This is a genomic window from Hoeflea phototrophica DFL-43, from assembly GCF_000154705.2.
In the GTDB taxonomy this organism is placed as follows: Bacteria; Pseudomonadota; Alphaproteobacteria; order Rhizobiales; family Rhizobiaceae; genus Hoeflea; species Hoeflea phototrophica.
On the sequence record NZ_CM002917.1, the window covers coordinates 3,822,759 to 3,838,842 of the forward strand.

Annotated in this window: 19 protein-coding genes; 11 read left to right on the forward strand and 8 right to left on the reverse strand. The window is 59.9% G+C overall.

Annotated elements, in window-relative coordinates; genetic code table 11:
• Positions 1 to 89: 89 nt before the first annotated feature.
• The 4 genes from HPDFL43_RS18105 to HPDFL43_RS18120 all read right to left on the reverse strand — a co-directional run bounded on the left by HPDFL43_RS18105 (position 90) and on the right by HPDFL43_RS18120 (position 3,375).
• Positions 90 to 890, reverse strand: a complete 801-nt coding sequence (locus HPDFL43_RS18105; protein ID WP_007198854.1) for an inositol monophosphatase family protein — start codon at positions 888 to 890, stop codon at positions 90 to 92.
• Between the two features lie 79 nt (positions 891 to 969).
• Positions 970 to 1,533 carry an elongation factor P gene (gene efp, locus HPDFL43_RS18110; protein ID WP_007198855.1) on the reverse strand — a complete coding sequence of 188 codons (564 nt, stop codon included), beginning with the start codon at positions 1,531 to 1,533 and terminating at the stop codon, positions 970 to 972.
• A 121-nt stretch (positions 1,534 to 1,654) separates the two neighbouring features.
• Positions 1,655 to 2,713, reverse strand: coding sequence for a tetratricopeptide repeat protein (locus HPDFL43_RS18115; protein ID WP_084594804.1), 1,059 nt, complete (start codon positions 2,711 to 2,713; stop codon positions 1,655 to 1,657).
• A gap of 8 nt (positions 2,714 to 2,721) precedes the next feature.
• Positions 2,722 to 3,375 (reverse strand): thiamine phosphate synthase, encoded by a 654-nt coding sequence (locus HPDFL43_RS18120; protein WP_040450496.1) that lies wholly within the window; start codon positions 3,373 to 3,375, stop codon positions 2,722 to 2,724.
• A gap of 100 nt (positions 3,376 to 3,475) precedes the next feature.
• On the opposite strand from HPDFL43_RS18120, the gene HPDFL43_RS18125 reads away from it, so the two are divergent.
• From HPDFL43_RS18125 to HPDFL43_RS18135, 3 genes are all read left to right on the forward strand, one after another.
• Positions 3,476 to 4,255 carry a sulfite exporter TauE/SafE family protein gene (locus HPDFL43_RS18125; RefSeq protein ID WP_007198858.1) on the forward strand — a complete coding sequence of 260 codons (780 nt, stop codon included), beginning with the start codon at positions 3,476 to 3,478 and terminating at the stop codon, positions 4,253 to 4,255.
• A 46-nt stretch (positions 4,256 to 4,301) separates the two neighbouring features.
• Positions 4,302 to 5,972, forward strand: coding sequence for an acyl-CoA synthetase (locus HPDFL43_RS18130; protein ID WP_007198859.1), 1,671 nt, complete (start codon positions 4,302 to 4,304; stop codon positions 5,970 to 5,972).
• Between the two features lie 161 nt (positions 5,973 to 6,133).
• Positions 6,134 to 6,391 (forward strand): ArsR/SmtB family transcription factor, encoded by a 258-nt coding sequence (locus tag HPDFL43_RS18135; protein WP_007198860.1) that lies wholly within the window; start codon positions 6,134 to 6,136, stop codon positions 6,389 to 6,391.
• A gap of 103 nt (positions 6,392 to 6,494) precedes the next feature.
• On the opposite strand, the gene HPDFL43_RS21760 is transcribed toward HPDFL43_RS18135, so the two are convergent.
• Positions 6,495 to 6,671, reverse strand: a complete 177-nt coding sequence (locus tag HPDFL43_RS21760) for a YdcH family protein (RefSeq protein WP_007198861.1) — start codon at positions 6,669 to 6,671, stop codon at positions 6,495 to 6,497.
• A 209-nt stretch (positions 6,672 to 6,880) separates the two neighbouring features.
• Here HPDFL43_RS21760 and HPDFL43_RS18145 point away from each other — a divergent pair, with 209 nt between their 5' ends.
• From HPDFL43_RS18145 to HPDFL43_RS18170, 6 genes are all read left to right on the forward strand, one after another.
• The gene (locus HPDFL43_RS18145; RefSeq protein ID WP_007198862.1) at positions 6,881 to 7,084 is read left to right on the forward strand and encodes a YdcH family protein; all 204 of its coding nucleotides are present in this window, start codon (positions 6,881 to 6,883) and stop codon (positions 7,082 to 7,084) included.
• A 16-nt stretch (positions 7,085 to 7,100) separates the two neighbouring features.
• Positions 7,101 to 7,601: a 5-(carboxyamino)imidazole ribonucleotide mutase gene (gene purE / locus HPDFL43_RS18150; protein ID WP_007198863.1), complete on the forward strand. Its 501-nt coding sequence runs from the start codon at positions 7,101 to 7,103 to the stop codon at positions 7,599 to 7,601.
• The gene (locus HPDFL43_RS18155) at positions 7,598 to 8,689 is read left to right on the forward strand and encodes a 5-(carboxyamino)imidazole ribonucleotide synthase (protein ID WP_007198864.1); all 1,092 of its coding nucleotides are present in this window, start codon (positions 7,598 to 7,600) and stop codon (positions 8,687 to 8,689) included. The genes purE and HPDFL43_RS18155 overlap by 4 nt, the downstream gene beginning before the upstream one ends.
• A gap of 144 nt (positions 8,690 to 8,833) precedes the next feature.
• Positions 8,834 to 8,959: a type B 50S ribosomal protein L36 gene (gene ykgO / locus HPDFL43_RS18160; RefSeq protein ID WP_003497670.1), complete on the forward strand. Its 126-nt coding sequence runs from the start codon at positions 8,834 to 8,836 to the stop codon at positions 8,957 to 8,959.
• Between the two features lie 71 nt (positions 8,960 to 9,030).
• Complete coding sequence (locus HPDFL43_RS18165) at positions 9,031 to 9,642, forward strand: tetratricopeptide repeat protein (protein ID WP_007198865.1); 612 nt, start codon at positions 9,031 to 9,033, stop codon at positions 9,640 to 9,642.
• A gap of 108 nt (positions 9,643 to 9,750) precedes the next feature.
• Positions 9,751 to 10,782, forward strand: a complete 1,032-nt coding sequence (locus HPDFL43_RS18170; protein WP_007198866.1) for an alpha/beta fold hydrolase — start codon at positions 9,751 to 9,753, stop codon at positions 10,780 to 10,782.
• Positions 10,783 to 10,818: 36 nt separating this feature from the next.
• Here the strand turns inward: HPDFL43_RS18170 and pyk are convergent, their stop codons facing one another.
• A complete protein-coding gene (pyk, locus tag HPDFL43_RS18175) occupies positions 10,819 to 12,258 on the reverse strand; it encodes a pyruvate kinase (protein WP_007198867.1) in 1,440 nt (479 codons plus the stop codon).
• Entirely contained in the window at positions 12,258 to 12,668 is a 411-nt protein-coding gene (locus HPDFL43_RS18180) for a DUF1036 domain-containing protein (RefSeq protein ID WP_245271067.1), read from the reverse strand. The genes pyk and HPDFL43_RS18180 overlap by 1 nt, the downstream gene beginning before the upstream one ends.
• Before the next feature lie 296 nt (positions 12,669 to 12,964).
• On the opposite strand from HPDFL43_RS18180, the gene HPDFL43_RS18185 reads away from it, so the two are divergent.
• Positions 12,965 to 13,747 (forward strand): N-formylglutamate amidohydrolase, encoded by a 783-nt coding sequence (locus tag HPDFL43_RS18185; RefSeq protein WP_007198869.1) that lies wholly within the window; start codon positions 12,965 to 12,967, stop codon positions 13,745 to 13,747.
• A gap of 124 nt (positions 13,748 to 13,871) precedes the next feature.
• Positions 13,872 to 14,138 (forward strand): DUF2312 domain-containing protein, encoded by a 267-nt coding sequence (locus HPDFL43_RS18190; RefSeq protein ID WP_007198870.1) that lies wholly within the window; start codon positions 13,872 to 13,874, stop codon positions 14,136 to 14,138.
• A 119-nt stretch (positions 14,139 to 14,257) separates the two neighbouring features.
• Here HPDFL43_RS18190 and HPDFL43_RS18195 read toward each other — a convergent pair whose 3' ends face one another.
• Entirely contained in the window at positions 14,258 to 16,054 is a 1,797-nt protein-coding gene (locus HPDFL43_RS18195) for a peptidoglycan L,D-endopeptidase MepK (RefSeq protein WP_245271068.1), read from the reverse strand.
• Between the last annotated feature and the right edge of the window lie 30 nt (positions 16,055 to 16,084).

The window sequence follows — 16,084 nt, forward strand, 5'->3', positions numbered from 1 at the left end:
CGTGTCCCAAATCATTCTCCGGGCAGACACTAGCCGATATTGCGGCGAAATTGAAAGCGGGAGCGCAAAACAGATTTGAAGGGGGCGGCTCAGGCCGCAGGAACGGGCCTTTGCACCAGTTCCAGAACGTTTTTGAGCATGTATTCATTGCCTGCCGCAATGGATCGGGTGCCGAACATGTCCGTGCCACCAGAGGTATCGGCCACAAAGCCACCCGCTTCGCGGATCAGAATGATTCCGGCGGCCATATCCCAGGCTTCAAGCGGCTTTTCCCAAAAGCCGTCGAGCCTGCCTGCGGCCACATAAGCGAGATCAAGAGCTGCAGCGCCCATGCGGCGAATGCCTGCGCACTCTCCCATCACATGGCGAAGCTCGACCAGAAACTGGCCATGATGCCCGCGGCCAAGATGGGGAACCCCCGTCCCGATGACGGCGTCGGAGATCGACTTCCGTCCCGCCACCCGCAAGCGGCGGTCGTTGAGAAACGCACCGCCGCCGCGTTCCGCAGTATAGAGCTCGTCGGTGCCTGGATTGTAGATCACCCCGGCGACAATCTCGTTGTTGCGCTCCAGCGCAATCGACACGGCAAAATGCGGAATGCCGTGCAGAAAGTTCGTCGTGCCATCAAGCGGATCAACGATCCAGCGATGCGCACCATCGGTGCCCGGTGTCTCGATGCTCTCCTCGCCCATGAAACCGTAGGTCGGCCGGGCGCGAAGCAATTCGGTCTTGATGATGGTCTCGGCCTTGTGGTCGGCCTGGCTGACATAATCACCGGGCCCCTTGAGCGAAACCTGCAGGTTCTGAACCTCGCCAAAATCGCGCGCCAGCGAGCGACCGGCCTTGAGTGCCGATTGCACCATCACATTGAGAAGGGCTGAACGCGCCATCTGGATCTTTCCCTGGTTTCAGCTCTGGCACCCCGCCACGCACCCCAATAAGGAGCGCAGCGCACTGGCACAGAGAGACTTAGTCGGCGCGGCGAAGATAGGTCAGCTCGTTGGTGTCGACCACCACACGCTCACCGGAGGAAATGAAAGGCGGCACCATGATGCGCACGCCGTTCTCCAGGATCGCGGGCTTGTAGGACGACGCAGCCGTCTGGCCCTTGACCACAGGATCGGCTTCCGCGATCGCCAACGTGACATGATCTGGAAGCGCGATGCCGATCGGCCGCTCGTCATAGAGCTCAACCGTCACCATCATGCCGTCCTGAAGGAACGCACGGCGGTCGCCGACAAAGTCCTTTTGCAGCTCAAGCTGTTCGTAGCTTTCGAGATCCATGAAGACCAGAGCTTCACCCTGCTCATAGAGGAACTGGAAATCCTTCTGTTCGAGCCGGATGCGCTCGACAGTTTCGGAAGCCCGGAAGCGCTCATTGAGCTTGGTGCCATCGATCAGGTTCTTCATCTCGACCTGGTTGAAAGCGCCGCCCTTTCCAGGCTTGACCGCATTGGTTTTCACAACCGCCCAAAGGCCACCATTGTGCTCAAGCACGTTGCCGGGACGAATTTCATTGCCATTGATTTTCATGGGAGCATTCCGCGTAAATCTTTGCCCGGGCCGACATTCGGCGCGGTTTGGCGGCTTCAAGACCACAATTGGCGTCAGTTTTCAAGTCCGGCCTGTCGCGGCAGCGCCGACCGGCACCTTGTCAGCGCTTGCCAAACGCGTTGGCCGCCTCGATCGCCTGTTTCTGCTCTTCGTCGGTCAAGCCCTGATAGAAGTCATCGAGCGAGCGATCATCGAATCCGGCGCGGCGGGAAAGGATGTACCATTTTCCCGCCTGAACCGGATCACCAAGGGTTCCGATGCCGTTGATATGGAGCACCGCCATCCGGTTTTGCGCAACCACATTGCCACGGCTGGCTGCCACTTCCATCCACCGGAACCCGTTCTCGTAATCCTTGTCGCCGCCGATGCCGTCAATCAGCCAGATCGCGTAATCAAGTTGCGCCGTATCGAAGCCGGCCCGTGCGGCCTTTTCCATATATTCGCGCGCCCGGGCTCGTTTTTGTTCGGGAATGCCGGCTGTGTTGTTGTAAATCTGGGCAAGCGCGTACTGGGCGTCCGGCACGCCACGCTCCGCGGCCTGCTCGAAATAGGGCAGCGCCTCGAGAATGCCCGTAGGGCCCGGCTTGGCGGACACCAGAGTCTGCGCGTGATTGAACTGGGCGAAGGCATTGCCGGCATCAGCGGCCTTTTTCATCAGCACCTCGGACTTTTTACGGTCCGGTTCCACATGCCGCCCCTCAAGCAGCATGACGGCATATTTGAACTGAGCGGCCGCATCACCGCCTTCTGCTGCCTGCCCGTACCAGAACGCAGCGTCATTCATACTGCGAGGAACCCCCAGACCGGATGCGAACAGTTCGGCCAGCAGGGTCTGCGCCGCAGGATCCCCAAGCTGCGCGCGCGGCAGTGCCAATTCCATGGCGGTCAGATAGTAGCCACGCTGAAACGCCCCAAAGGCCTTTGCCATCGCATCAACAGCATCTTCCTTGATATCGGCTGCGTCACTCTGCACAGGAACTGCCGGTTCAGCGGCGGCTTCGGTTGCCGCCTCCGCCGTCGGCTCGGCATCCTGGGCGAGTGCCGGCGCCGCGGCAAGCGCAAGCCCCGCAGACACAAGAACCACGGGCAAAAGCTCAAGGCCCGAAAGCCTGCGCTCCGGCGGTTTCAAAAGAGAACGAGAAGTGGATGCATCTGACATGCGAAGCATTATGCCCCAAACCGTGGCGCTTTTTCGTCAAGCACGGCATTGATCTCGGCAACCAGCCGCGGTGCGTCAGCGGGTTGCGAAAACACCGCCTGGCCGAAAGCAATGAACTCGGCGTCCGTCGCAGCCATTTCTTCCACAAAGGCGGTGCTGGTGCCGCCCATCAGGACACAGGGAATTTCGATCATGTCAGCCCACCATTCCGCAAGCGCCAGGTTCTTGGGGTGCGGTTCCGGTTTGATGTCGCCCGCGATCGACCCGAAGATCAGGTAGTCTGGCTGCGCCTCTCCGATGGACAACGCCGCATGGCGTTCCTTCGCATTTCCGCCACCGACAATCAGGCCCGGTGCATGCCGTTCGACCGCTTCCGCCATTGCGGTCGGCCCGGCCTCAATGTGCAGACCATCTGCGCGAACCCGGCCCGCAACCCGTGTGTCGCCTGCGACAAGTGCCGCGGCGCCAGCGGCCTGGATCACCGGAATCAACGCTTCACAGCGCTGCTGGAAGCTTTTCTCATCGATCCCGTGTTGCGGAATGATGACCGAGGCCACGTCGCCGCCACGCAGCGCATTTGCCATAATCTCGGCGAGTTCACCTGCATCGGCAATGTCAGGCGTTACCAGTACGAGGCGGCAGCGGTTGGCGGGGCTGGTCATGAGATATCCTGTCGGGAACAATCTGATGGTCATAATGGCCGATATGGCCAAACATCTGCAAACGGGATAGACCGGCGCGACACAAGGATCAACTGCGCCGATGATGACAGACCCCATCTTCTATGCCGTCGCCATTCCGGCGGTCTTTCTGGTGGGCCTCTCCAAAGGCGGCTTTGGCGGCGCGATGGCGCTGCTCGGCGTGCCACTGATGGCCCTGGCGATACCCCCTGTGCAGGCGGCTGCGATCCTGCTTCCGATCCTGATCGTGATGGACGCCGTGACCCTGTGGAGCTGGCGCAAGCACTGGGACCCCGCAACCCTTTTGATCATGGTGCCGGGTGCGGTCATCGGCATCACCATTGGATGGGCAACCGCCGCCTGGATCACCGATCCGATCATCCGGTTGATCGTCGGCTGCGTGGCGCTTTGGTTTTTCGCTCGCTATGTGACCCTGGCACTTGCTGCAAGGCGCAACGCCAGTCCGGCACCAGCGGATGAGCACCGGCCCGTCAGGGGCGGACTCTGGGGAGCGTTGGCGGGATTTACCAGTTTCGTCTCCCATGCCGGAGGCCCGCCCTACCAGATCTACACCTTGCCGCTCAGGCAGGATCCGAAGGTGTACACAGGAACCAGCGTCCGGTTTTTCGCGATCATCAACGCGATCAAGCTTGTGCCCTACTTCGCCCTGGGTCAGTTCGACATTGCCAACCTGTCGACGTCTCTCGTACTGGCGCCGATCGCGCCGGTGGCAACGCTGGCGGGCGCCTACATCGTCAAGCGCATGAAGCCAGAGATCTTCTATCCCTTCATGTATGCAATGGTGTTTCTGACCGCGCTCAAGCTGATCTGGGACGGGGTTGTCCACCTATTGGCAGGATGACAGAGCGGCGCGCAGGTGATTTGATGGTGTGGATCCAACAAGCAGCATGAACGGGACCACAAGCGTGACCGCCAATCCTTATGAAACCGACCTCAACCGCCACGCCGCCAACTACCAGCCTTTGACGCCATTGGTGCATCTCGAGCGGGCGGCGCTCATCCACCCTGATCACATCGCGATCATACATGGCTCCCAGCGGACGAGCTATGCGATGTTTCTCGAGCGCTCGAAGCGGCTCGCCAACGCACTGGGCAGCGTTGGCATCGGCAAGGGCGACACCGTTTCGGTGATGCTGTCGAACACGCCCGCAATGCTCGAGGCTCACCATGGTGTTCCGATGACCGGCGCGGTTCTCCACTCCATCAACACCCGGCTTGACGCACAGGCCATCGCTTTCCAGCTCGATCACGCAGAAACCAAGGTGCTGATTGTCGATCGCGAATTCTCGGCCGTCATGGCTGAGGCATTGGCGCTGGCTGCCGCAAAACCGCTGGTGATCGATTATGACGACACCGAATATCCCGACGATGCGCCCTTCGCCAAGGGCGAGCGCATCGGAACCCATGACTATGACACCTTTGTCAGCGCCGGAGCCCCGGATTTCATTCGATCAGCCCCTGACGACGAATGGGATTCAGTGTCATTGAACTACACCTCCGGCACCACCGGCAATCCGAAAGGCGTGGTCTACCATCACCGGGGCGCTGCACTTATGGGATACTCCAATGTCATCGCATCAGGCATGGGCAGGCATCCTGTGTATCTTTGGACATTGCCGATGTTCCATTGCAATGGCTGGTGTTTCCCCTGGACGCTCGGCGTCGTCGCAGGCACCCATGTGTGCCTCCGCTGGGTTCGCGCCAAGGCAATGTATGATGCGATCGCCGATCATGGCGTTACCCACCTGTGTGGCGCGCCGATCGTCATGTCGACCCTGCTCAATGCCCCGGAAACGGAAAAACGCGACTTCTCCCAGACCGTAAGCTTCAACACCGCCGCGGCTCCCCCGCCCGAAGCAGTGCTTGCCGGCATGGCTGATGCCGGTTTCGAGGTGGTCCATCTTTACGGACTGACCGAGACCTATGGTCCCGCCGTCGTCAATGAATGGAAGTCGGAATGGTCAAAACTCGACCGTTCCGAGCGCACAGCCAGGAAAGCCAGACAGGGTGTGCGTTATCCCGCACTGGAAGATCTGGCGGTGTTGGATCCCGAAACCATGGAAAACACACCCGCCGACGGCGAAACCATCGGCGAGGTCATGTTTCGCGGCAATATTGTCATGAAGGGCTACCTCAAGAACCCGGAAGCCAGTGCCGAAGCGTTCCGTGGCGGATGGTTTCACTCCGGCGATCTTGGTGTCATGCACCCCGACGGCTACCTGCAGCTCAAGGACCGCTCCAAGGACATCATCATATCCGGCGGCGAGAACATCTCGTCGATTGAGGTCGAGGATGCGCTGTACAAACATCCCGCAATCATGGCTGCAGCGGTCGTCGCCCGGCCCGATGACAAATGGGGCGAAACGCCATGCGCCTTTGTTGAACTGCGCCCCGGTCAGACGCTGAGCGAAGCCGAAGTCATCGAGCATTGCCGCGGTTTGCTGGCGCGCTTCAAATGCCCCCGTTCGGTTGTTTTCCGCGAAGTCCCGAAGACTTCGACCGGAAAGATCCAGAAATTCCTGCTGCGCGAAGAAGCCCGGTCTCTGGGCAATCCTTGAAAGCCTGCCTCGCCGGCAGGTCTCCGGGGTCACCTTGTCCTCCGCTGATCACAGTGTTGGGAAAGGTCTTGGCGAAGGACGCGGCGCTGTAGCGCCAAAGTACTTTTCTGCCAATGTATCGAACACTTGCCGGTGGGAAAGGTTTGTCTTAGCTTCACTCCATGACCAAGGATGTTTTCCATGCCATCGCCGATCCGAACCGGCGCCATCTTCTGGAGGAGCTGCGGCGGCAACCGCAAACGGTCAATGAGCTTGCCGATGGATTGCCGATCAGCCGGCCCGCGGTTTCCCAGCACCTGAAAGCCCTGCTCGACAGCGGCCTGGTCACGGTGGAGAGCAAGGGCACAAGCCGCATCTATGCCGTCAGGATGGATGGCTTCATGCATGTCAATCTGTGGGTCGACCAGTTCTGGTCCTGACGCTTTATCCAGCTTCGCCTATCGGCCAAAACTCACACTTCAAAACAAAAGGTGCGAGAGACGATCCCCCGCACCTTGTCATGGACGTGTCATACAAATCTGTTCAATGTTCGGTATGAGGCCTGAGACGGTTGATCTCGTCCTTGAGACGCAACTTACGACGCTTGATATCGACAATCGTTTCGGTATGGGAAGAAGGCTGTGAAAGTACGACCCGAAGCTCGGCTTCAAGTTCACCATGTTTCTTCTCAAGCGATGCGAGATGAGCGTCAATCGACATAGGCGACTCCTTTTTTGGGAAGCCCGACGCCGAAACGCCGGGGCGTTGGTTTCTTGACACTGCAAAGTGTGCCACGGCTTTTTCAGTTTGTCGAAGACGATTCTTGAATGGGGATAACTTCCCGTTACCACTGATTCTGTGATAGTAGCCCCGGCATGTTAAACAGTCGGTCCTAGGCACCGGCGGGTTCGGTGAGACGGGGTAGTTGCATGTCCGACCAGGAACAGGCGGAGATTCGCATGTTGGTGGCGCGATTGCGCCATGAGCATGAAGACTTTGACGTTGCCATTAACGCCATGATTCAGACGGGATGCGATCAGTTGCGCATCCAGCGAATGAAGAAGAAAAAGCTGGCGATCAAGGACAAGATCACCGAGATCGAAGACCAGATCATTCCAGATATTATAGCCTGAGCATGGGGAGCGGAACATGACTCTCACCCGGACCTGCAAGGTGGTCGTAATCATGGGCAGCCAATCGGATTGGCCCACGATGAAACACGCGGCCAACACTCTGGAAGAGCTGGGAATCGGCTGTGAGGCGCGAATCGTTTCTGCGCACCGCACGCCCGACCGGCTGGTCTCATTCGCCAAGGGCGCCCGTGATGAGGGCTTTCAGGTTATCATCGCAGGCGCCGGTGGGGCTGCGCATCTTCCAGGCATGACTGCGGCATTCACCCCCTTGCCGGTGTTCGGCGTTCCGGTCGAATCCAAAGCGCTGTCCGGCCAGGACAGCCTGCTGTCGATCGTCCAGATGCCGGCCGGCATTCCGGTGGGAACGCTCGCCATCGGCAAGGCCGGTGCAATCAATGCAGCATTGCTCGCAGCCAGTGTTCTGGCTCTCTCGGACCCGGATCTGGCTCAACGCCTCGATGCCTGGCGTCAGGCGCGTACCGATGCGGTCGCAGACCAGCCATCTGACCAGCCATGAGCGTCGCACCACTCAAGCCGGGCTCGGCAATCGGAATCATCGGTGGCGGCCAGCTTGGCCGGATGCTGGCCATGGCTGCGGCCAGACTCGGATACAAGACCGTGATTCTCGACCCGGCCCCCGAAGCGCCGGCAGCCCAGGTCGCCAACAGGCAGATCGTTGCGGCCTATGACGATCCGGCAGCGCTGACGCAAATGGCCAACCTGTGCGACGTGGTTACCTACGAATTCGAAAATGTTCCGGTTGCAGCCGTCGAGTGGCTCGAGGCGCGGCTTCCCGTTCGTCCCGGTTCGAAAGCCCTCAAGGTGGCCCAAGACCGGCTGCTGGAAAAAGCCATGGCGCGCGATCTGGGCGCGCAGACCGCCCTTTTTGCGCCAGTGGCAACCCGCTCCGATCTTGATGCCGCGATGGCTGTCACCGGCCTGCCTGCCGTGCTCAAGACCACAAGGCTGGGCTATGACGGCAAGGGACAGGCGAGGATTGTGCGCCCGGAGGATGCCGATGCGGCCCTTCAGGCCATGGCTGGACAGATGGCGGTTCTGGAAGCCTTCGTGCATTTCGAGTGCGAAGTTTCGGTGATCGCTGCACGCGGCCTGTCAGGGGAGGTGTGCGCTTTCGATGTCGCTGAGAACATTCACCGCGATCATATCCTTCACACATCCAAGGTGCCCTCAGCGCTCGGGCCTGAAGCTCAGACACAGGCACTCGGGATCGCCGAGGCGATCGCCAGCCATCTCGACTATGTCGGGGTCTTTGCTGTTGAGTTCTTTGCCGTGCGTGACGGCGAACAGCATCGCCTACTGGTCAATGAAATGGCGCCGCGTGTGCACAATTCCGGCCACTGGACGGAAGCTGCCTGTGCCGTGTCGCAGTTCGAGCAGCACATTCGCGCCATCACCGGACTGCCACTGGGCAACACAGGGCGCCATTCAGACTGCGTGATGGAAAACCTGATCGGCGATGAGATTGACACCATTGGCGAAATCGCCACCGAAAAAGGCGCGGTCATCCATCACTACGGCAAAGCCGAGGCGCGCCCCGGACGAAAGATGGGTCATGTCACAAGGATCACTCAAAAGACTGCATAACTGCGCGGATCTCGCCGGGAAAGCGGCCTGTCGCGGTTGACAACAAATTCGCAAGCCGGTAAATGCCTGCCAACCGATGCGCGCCCCTGGCTGGCGCGCTTTTGATTGAATGGGCTTTGCCCACATAACTCGCGGATCAGAACAATGAAGATCAAGAATTCGCTCAAGGCGCTCAAGGCTCGTCACCGTGACAACCGTCTGGTTCGCCGCAAGGGCCGGGTCTACATCATCAACAAGCAGAACCCCCGTTTCAAGGCTCGTCAGGGCTGAAACAGGCGGCCGCTTGGCCCATCACTGAAATTTGCATTTGATCTTTGGCGCAGACGGACTAACTTTCCGTCATGCGCCATTTTCAGTTTACGATTCTGCCTGTGACCGTAGCCGCGAGCTTTGCCCTTTTGCTGGCATCGCCTCTCACTGCACTGGCACAGACCGAAGCGGCCAAACCGGCTGCAAGCTCCCTCACCGAGGCAGCCGATCAGCTCGACAGCCTGTTTTCGGAACTCAAGCGGGAACGCGACACCAACCAGGCCAAACGCATCAGCGAACGCATCTGGGCGCGCTGGCGCGATTCAGGCAGCGCCACCACAAACTTGCTGCTGCAATGGGCCGACAAGGCCATGGCGGACAAGAAAAACAGCCTCGCGCTCGATCTGCTCGACCAGGTGGTGGTGCTGATGCCGGACTTTGCGGAGGGCTGGAACCGCCGTGCCACCTTGCACTACGCAATGGGCAACCATTCCAAATCGATGGCCGACATCAACCGCGTGCTGTCGCTGGAACCAAGGCATTTCGGAGCCATGGCCGGAATGGCCGCCATTCTGGACGCATCGGGCAATGATGCACTGGCGCTGAGGGCCTGGGAGCAGATGTTGGAAGTCTACCCTGCCAACAAGCAGGCACAGACAAAGGTCGGCGAGTTGGCCGACAAGCTTGCGGGCAGCAAAACCTGACCCCCGCAAAACCAGTCCCGTGCCGCACCGCCAAGCCGGGGGCCATTTCAGACAAGGGCCACAGCTACGGCGATCCGTCCCATGCCTCTATCTAGAATTCGAGTGACCATGTTGAGTCTTCTGGCCACCATCGTCGTCCTGATTGCGGGTCTGGCGATCTGGAGCAACGTCAAGGCAAGAGAAATCGAAACACGATTTCCGGCCATCGGAGAGATGATCGATGTCGGCGGCTATTCAATGCACGCCGTCCATCTGCCACGGCTTGACAGTGCCGATCTGCCACCGCTTGTGTTCATTCATGGGGCCAGCGGCAATCTGCGCGATCAGATGACGCCGTTCAGGCCCATGCTCGAGGGTCGCGCGGAGATGCTGTTCATCGACCGGCCAGGACATGGCTGGTCCGAACGCGGCGGCCCGGAAAACCAGACACCCGACGGCCAGGCTGCGGCGATAGCCCGCGCAATGCAGGCCAAGGGGATCTCAAAGGCGATCATCATTGGTCACTCCTTTGGCGGAGCCATCGCAGCGAGCTTCGCGCTCGATCACCCGGACATGACTTCGGGACTGGTGTTCCTGGCGCCGGCGACCCATCCCTGGCCGGGCGGCGTAAGCTGGTACTACGACCTCACATCCATTCCCGTGATCGGGTCATTGTTTGCTCATACACTGGCATTGCCTGCAGGGCTGACACGGCTTGAAAGCGGCTCGTCCTGCGTGTTCGCACCGAACCCCAAGCCTGAGGACTATGTCAGCGGCACCGGGCCGGCCCTGGTGCTCAGACCAAGCGCCTTCCGCCACAATGCGGTCGATGTCGCCAACCTCAAACCCTATGTGACGCGGGTGTCACCACGCTACACCGAGATCATGGCGCCAACAGTGGTCATCACCGGCGACAGCGATTCGGTCGTGCTTGCGCATATCCATTCCGAAGGACTGGCCCGTGACATCAAAGGAGCAGAGCTCCTGTGGATCCGCAATCTCGGACACAAGCCCGACCATGTAACAACGGAGTTGGCAGTGCGCGCCATCGAACGTGTCGCCGGGCTTGATGTCGATCTGCAGGAAGCCGGAAGGCGCGCGGAAGCTGAACTCTCTGCCGACAACTCAATTTGCCCCGGAGAGGCATCTCCGGGGACATGAGCTTACTTGAAATGGCAACTGGCGTGAAAACGAGACCTAGATTCCAGTCATGCCGTCAGAGCCGATATATGCGATCCGCAGCATATTGGTCGATCCCGGAGTGCCAAGCGGCACACCCGCAGAAATGATCAAACGGTCCCCAGGCTTGCCGAATTCCTCTGCAAAGGCGATGCGGCAGGCGCGATTGACCATGTCATCCAGATCGCTCGCATCATCCGTCACCACACAATGCAGTCCCCAGACGACCGAAAGCCGGCGAGCCGTCTGGATCACCGGCGACAGCGCAATGATCGGCACTTGCGGCCGTTCGCGTGCTGCCCGAAGGCCGGTGCTGCCCGAAGACGTGTAGCAGACAATTGCCGACAGATGGAGCGTTTCAGCGATCTGCCGCGCGGCAAGCGAAATCGCATCGGCGCCGGTGGCATCAGGCTGCGGGCGCTGCGAATAGATGATGCTTGGATAGTTCGGATCCCGCTCGACCTTGCGGGCGATCGCCGCCATGGTGGTAACGGCTTCGACAGGATAGTCACCGGCGGCAGATTCAGCCGACAGCATCACCGCATCCGCACCTTCAAAAACAGCCGTTGCCACGTCGGACACTTCAGCGCGGGTCGGAACCGGCGCGGAAATCATGGATTCAAGCATCTGCGTCGCGACCACGACCGGCTTGCCTGCGCGGCGGCAGGCGCGCGTCAGTTGCTTCTGAATGCCAGGCACCGATTCGATCGGCATCTCGACACCAAGGTCACCACGCGCAACCATCAGCGCATCTGACAGCTCGATGATTTCGTCGATCCGCTCCAGCGCCTGCGGCTTCTCGATCTTTGACATCAGGCCAACCCGGCCACGGGCAATCTTGCGCACTTCCGCCAGATCCTCGGGACGCTGGATGAAGGACAGCGCCACCCAGTCCACGTCGTCCACCGCCAGAACGGCATCAAGATCGGCACGATCCTTTTCCGTCAGCGCGCCGACGCCCAGCGTCGTGTCGGGAAGGCTCACGCCCTTGCGATCGGAAATCTTGGTTCCGCTGACCACCTTGCAGGTGATCGACGTCTTGTCCGATTCGACAGCAAGCAACTGCAGCCGCCCGTCATCGATCAGCAAGCGATGGCCCGGCTGAACAGCCTCGAGGATTTCCGGATGCGGCAGGAACACACGTTTCGCGTCACCCGGCTCATCGCGATTATCGAGCGTGAATGTCTGCCCTGCCTCGAGCGTGACAGCTCCATCAGCGAATTTGCCGACCCGGAGCTTTGGCCCCTGAAGATCGGCAAGAATGCCAATCGGCCGGCCGCAGCTCGCCTCCACCGCTCTGATACGCCCCACCAGCGTGCGCATGAGCTCATGACTCGAATGGCTCATGTTGATCCGGAACAGGTCCGCGCCCGCTTCATGGAGTTTTTTGATCATTGCCTCATCGGACGACGCGGGTCCGAGTGTTGCCAGGATTTTCACCTTGCGATGCCGCTTCATTAATTATTGCTTTCTTGCGCTTCCGGAGCGTCTGAAAGCTGGACCATCCAGCTGCCTTGTCGCCCGGTGTCATATTCCTTGAATCCCACGCGCTGAAAGCCGCGGGCGAAACAATCCTCGACGCCGACAATTCGGAATTCATTGTCAGCCACACACATATTGATACCACCGGCCCAGCGTCCACCACCACCCGCGTCTTCCGCGTAGAGATAGTAGTAGCGCGACTGCAGCTGCCCTTCGATGAGAGTCGCGCAGGAATTGGCAGGAATCTGCCACCAGCCTTCGGTCACCCAGCCCTCTGCGGTCCTGTATCCTATCGCCCCGCCGACCAGCGACTGAGTACCGTTGCAGACACGGAAATCCGCCTTTGCGTCTTCAACAGATGCCAACATCAGAATGCCGGCCACCATCGGTATCAGCACCGCAAACCTGGACATGAAGGAAAAGGCGTTTGGCAACTTTCGAAACATCAATTTCGGTCAGTCTCCGCTCATAGCATGTGGGTTGTTTTTTGCGACGCGGGCCGGTGAAAGTCAACGAAAGACACGAGACTATAGTCAAACATCCCAACCTATGATCCGACATGGCACCGAAATTGGCCGTTGCCGCGCCCGACAAGCAGCTGCAGGCGCTTGCTCACGGACCGCGGCTGTGCAATTGATCCGTCCAATCTCAGTCCACCCTTTACCATGTGTTCAAACCTGCCATGTCCGGCTTTGCGCCATTCGAAATCATTCCAGGCGACCCACATCCCGCACTGGTGATCCTGGCTGATCATGCCATGAACCGGCTGCCGCCGGAATACGGTGATCTCGGCCTGCCCGCAGAAGCGTTTTCGCGCCACATCGCCTATGACATTGGAGTTGAAGCCGTGACCCGCGGGCTGTGCGCCCGCCTTGGCGTTCCGGGCGTCCTGGGTTGCTTCTCCAGGCTGTTGATCGACCCGAACCGCGGAGAGGACGATCCGACGCTGATCATGAAGCTGTCTGATGGAATGGTGATTCCCGCCAACCATCCGCTTGCGCCTGAAGAGCGTGAGCGGCGCCTTGATGGTTTTCATCGCCCCTATCATGATGCCGTCGCGACCGTCATCGCGGAAACCCAACGTAAGTCCGGCAAAGCGCCGCTGGTGATTTCGGTTCACTCCTTCACCCATGCATGGAAAGGTGTTCCCCGGCCTTGGCATGCGGGAGTCTTGTGGGACACGGATCCGCGCGCCGCGCAGACTCTGATCGAACGCTTACGCGCAGACCCGGCCTTGATCGTTGGAGACAACGAGCCCTATGACGGTGCATTGCGCGGTGACACCATGCACCGTCACTGCTCGACCACCGGCCTTGCTCATGGATTGCTGGAAATCCGACAGGATCTGATTTCCCACCCCGCAGGGATCGATTCCTGGATCGACCGGCTCACCCCCATCCTCTCCGAGATGACCGCACTGCCTCAAATGCACGAGATCGAGCTGCATGGCTCGCGAGTGATCTGAGCAGGGCCAACACAAACCGGGATAATCGGCTGGAAAGCTCTAAACACCCTTGACCCCGCCGCGGGCTTTGGGCACTTGGAGCGATCACACAAACAAGCTCACCCATCCGTCCAGGAGTGTCCCCATGTCTGATGCCGGCGCCGTCGCCCGCGACCAGCTTCGTTCCTTCGTAGAACGCATCGAGCGGCTGGAAGAAGAAAAGAAAACCATCGCTGACGACATCAAGGATGTCTATGGCGAGGCCAAGGCCATGGGGTTCGACGCCAAGGTGCTGCGAAAGGTTGTCGCGATCCGCAAGCAGGACGAGAACGACCGGCTTGAGCAGGAAGCAATTCTCGACACCTATCTGCATGCGCTCGGCATGGCTCCGGAGCCTGAAGGCGCAAGCTGATCAGGCCTGCATTTTCGGCCCGAAAACGGCCACCGCTCACTTGCAAATACATCGACTTGAAAACCCATCAGTTTTGATCGGTTTTCATCGGACAATCAAAGTGTGAGTGAGCGCCGGCATCAATTGCCGAAGCGGGCAACCGAAATGAAGTTCACCGCGGATCCGGTGAACTGGTTGTGTGGCAGTTCACCGCCATTCGGAGCGAAGCCGTTGGCATAAACCACCTTCGGGGCGGCCCTGAGCTGCGAGACCACGAAGCGCTGCACACTCGCCGGTGGCGTCGGCATTGTCTTGACTCGTTCCCGCGTCAACGCCCAGTTCGATATGATGGTTTCTGTGAGCTTCGGCTCGGTACGGGTCGCCGCACGTTGCAGCTGGCCCGCGGCGGATGCCGCGTTTGGCCGGTTGCCCTTGCTCGAGACCACCGTTGCAGCAACGGGTCGGCTTCCGCGTTCGACAGGAACCAGCGCCGCCACTTCAACCTGTACAGGACGATCTGCCACCAGATCCACCGGCCGATTTCCTGGACGGCGAATGGGCAGTGGGACAAAATCCTCACCTGAAGGCAATTTTGCAAGAACTGGTTCGGTTACGATCGCATCACCGGATACCAGTGTTCTGCTGGCGACCTCCGCTGGTTCCGCTGTCTGAACAGCAACAACGGGCTCTGCACCGGAAAGCATTCGCGCCCTGATCTGATCGGGCTCGGGAAGCGCAGCCACTTCAACAGCAACTGGTGGCGCAACCGCAGGCGCGGCTCGCTCGGCCAGCAGTTGCGGAACCGGCGCGCGGATCAATGAAAGATCGACCACCTCATTGGCCGGAGATGCCACCTCGGCACTTGCCGCTGCGGCAAAGGCATCGATTTCTGCCTGCGCCGGCAGGACCGGAGCAGGCGGCACAAGAGCCGCAACCACGGTAGGCTGCTCGATTGCAGGCCGCGCCACCGGCACCGGGGCGTTGAGCGGGAGCTCGGGAAGGCTCTCAACAGCAGCAGGCTCAGGTGCAGCGGCCGCCACCGGCAAGGCGGCAATTTCCGTGCGTGGAGGCGCCGGCACCGGTTTCGGCGCGGCTGCAATCGCATCGGGCTCTTCATCTTCATCCCCGCCGCCGAACAAAGCCGCGAGCAACCCTCCACCCGAACGACCGGAATTGCTGTTGCCGCCACCTGAAGACGCAATCGCTCCGCCTCGCGCCTTGTATTCGGCGAGGGCCACATTGTAGCCAGGCAATTTCTTACCATCGGGAGGAAGATGAAGCGTTTTGCCGTCAGGGAACAACCGGGTCAATTCCTGACGGCTCATCCGCGGCCAGGCACGCACGCCCGCTACATCCAGATGCACGAACGGAGAGCCTGACTTGGGGTAATATCCGACGCCGCCGCCCTGCAGTTTCATTCCGATTTCACGCAGCTTGGAGACTTTGACGCCGGGAATGTAGAAATCAATGGCCTTACCAAGCATATGCTGGCTTTTCGTGGCTTGCCCACCACGGGTCCGTCGCAACATGGCATTGGTCGCGGGAGACCGGTAGGCAGAGACCACATGAATATAGTCCCGGGCATTGGCTTGCCTGTAGACTTCCCAGACCAGATCAAACAGCCGCGGGTCCATCTTGGTCGGCTCATTGCGCCGCCAATCCCTCAGAAACCGGTTGAGCTTGTTGAGGCCGGCCTGATCATAGCGCCCGTTGCGCTTGAAGACGATCTCCGCACGTTCCTTGGTGTGAATGTAATAGAGCTTCAGCGAACGGGTTTCGGCAGATGCGCTTGAAGTCGCCGTAAGCCCGGCCGAGACAACGATCAACCCGAGCAGCACCAGGCGAACTAGGCGCGAAAAGGCGCTGGCGCAGATGCCACGCCTGCTATTTGCCAAAGACGCTGTTGCGACCGACACCTGATCTGATTCTGCTGTCACTGTCGCCAATGCTGTCCCCAGAAGCCGGAA